1 protein-coding gene is annotated in these 1,349 nt (G+C 61.7%); it reads left to right on the top strand.

Annotated elements, in window-relative coordinates:
• Window positions 1-78: 78 nt before the first annotated feature.
• Complete coding sequence (locus IHD13_RS17980) at window positions 79-1,335, top strand: ISL3 family transposase (protein ID WP_195862409.1); 1,257 nt, start codon at window positions 79-81, stop codon at window positions 1,333-1,335.
• The last annotated feature ends 14 nt before the right edge of the window (window positions 1,336-1,349 follow it).

Here is a 1,349-nt window from a genome sequence, read left to right as displayed (position 1 = left end):
GGCTCTTCGTCGTTGGGTGTGGAATTTGCCCCCTGAACTGGCCCAGGATATGACCTCCACATGGACAGGAGGTAGAGCATGGATGGTAACCAGATTCTGACCCTTGGCCTGGGCCTGGAAGCGCCCTGGGTTCTCAAGAACCAGCACCTGGATACCTCGGTGTCGCCCCACCGCCTCGATCTCTATGTCGAGGCCGAGCGAGGCAGCCTCTATCCCTGTCCGGAGTGCGGCAAGGCCTGCCCGGCTCATGACTTCGCCGATAAGACCTGGCGGCACCTGAACTTCTTTCAGCACCACTGCTACCTGCATGCGCGCGTCCCGCGCACCAAGTGCCCCGCGCATGGTATCAAGCGCATCGAGGTGCCTTGGGCCCGACCTGGCAGCGACTTCACGTTGTTGTTCGAGCAGGCTGCTATGTCGTTGGTCAAGGAGATGCCGGTGCTGGCCGTCTCCCGACAGTTGGAGATCACCGACAAGCGTCTGTGGCGTATCGTGCACCACTACGTAGGCCGCATGCTGGGTGAGCTGGATCTGTCCAGCGTGGCCGCTGTCGGCGTGGACGAGACCGCCGCTCGGCGTGGTCAGCGCTATGTCACGGTGTTTCTCGATATGCAGCGCCAGCAGGAGCCGGTGATCTTTGCCGTTCCTGGCCATGGCAAGGATGCCATCAAGGCCTTCAGCGCCTTCCTGGCGGAGCATGGCGGCGACCCGAACGACGTGGTTGAGGTGGTCTGTGACATGTCCCAGGCGTTCCTCAGCGGCGTTGCCGAGCATCTTCCCAAGGCCGAGGTCACAGTCGACTGGTTCCATATCGTACAGACCTTCACCAAGGCGCTGGACGAGGTCCGCAAGAAGGAACGCCGTGAGAAGAAGCACCCCAAAGCGCTGCGGTGGGCAGTACTGAAGAGCCTGGATAACCAGAACCTGACAGCCAAACAGGTTGCCGCCCTCCTGGAGCTGGTGGCCGATCGAAGTGCGACAGCCGATGCCTGGGTGATCAAGGAAAAGCTGCGCTGGATCCAGAAGGCCCCGACACCGCGGGCTGCCCGATGGCGCATCACGAACTACCTCAAGGTCATGCGAGAAGCGGTCACCGACAAGCCACTGCTCAAGCCGATGGCGAAGGCCCTGACGACGCTGGAGCGACATGCCGAGCAGGTGGTCAGGCGCTGGATCTCGGGGCTGACCAATGCTCGGTTGGAGGGTATGAACGGCCTCTTTCAGGCTGCTCGGTCACGCGCACGCGGCTACCGGAACGAGACCAATTTCATCGCGATGATCTACCTGATTGGCAGCCCCGTGGGCCGCTTGTCCGATCAGGCCAAATCCACATGAAGTGACGAAGAACC

The sequence above is a fragment of the Halomonas sp. 328 genome, from assembly GCF_015645095.1.
Taxonomy (GTDB): Bacteria; Pseudomonadota; Gammaproteobacteria; order Pseudomonadales; family Halomonadaceae; genus Bisbaumannia.
This window is presented reverse-complemented; position numbering and strand designations above follow the sequence as displayed.

Coding starts and splice junctions, on each gene's coding strand:
- IHD13_RS17980 (WP_195862409.1), top strand. CDS start 79: ATGGATGGTAACCAGATTCTGACCCTTGGCCTGGGCCTGGAAGCGCCC.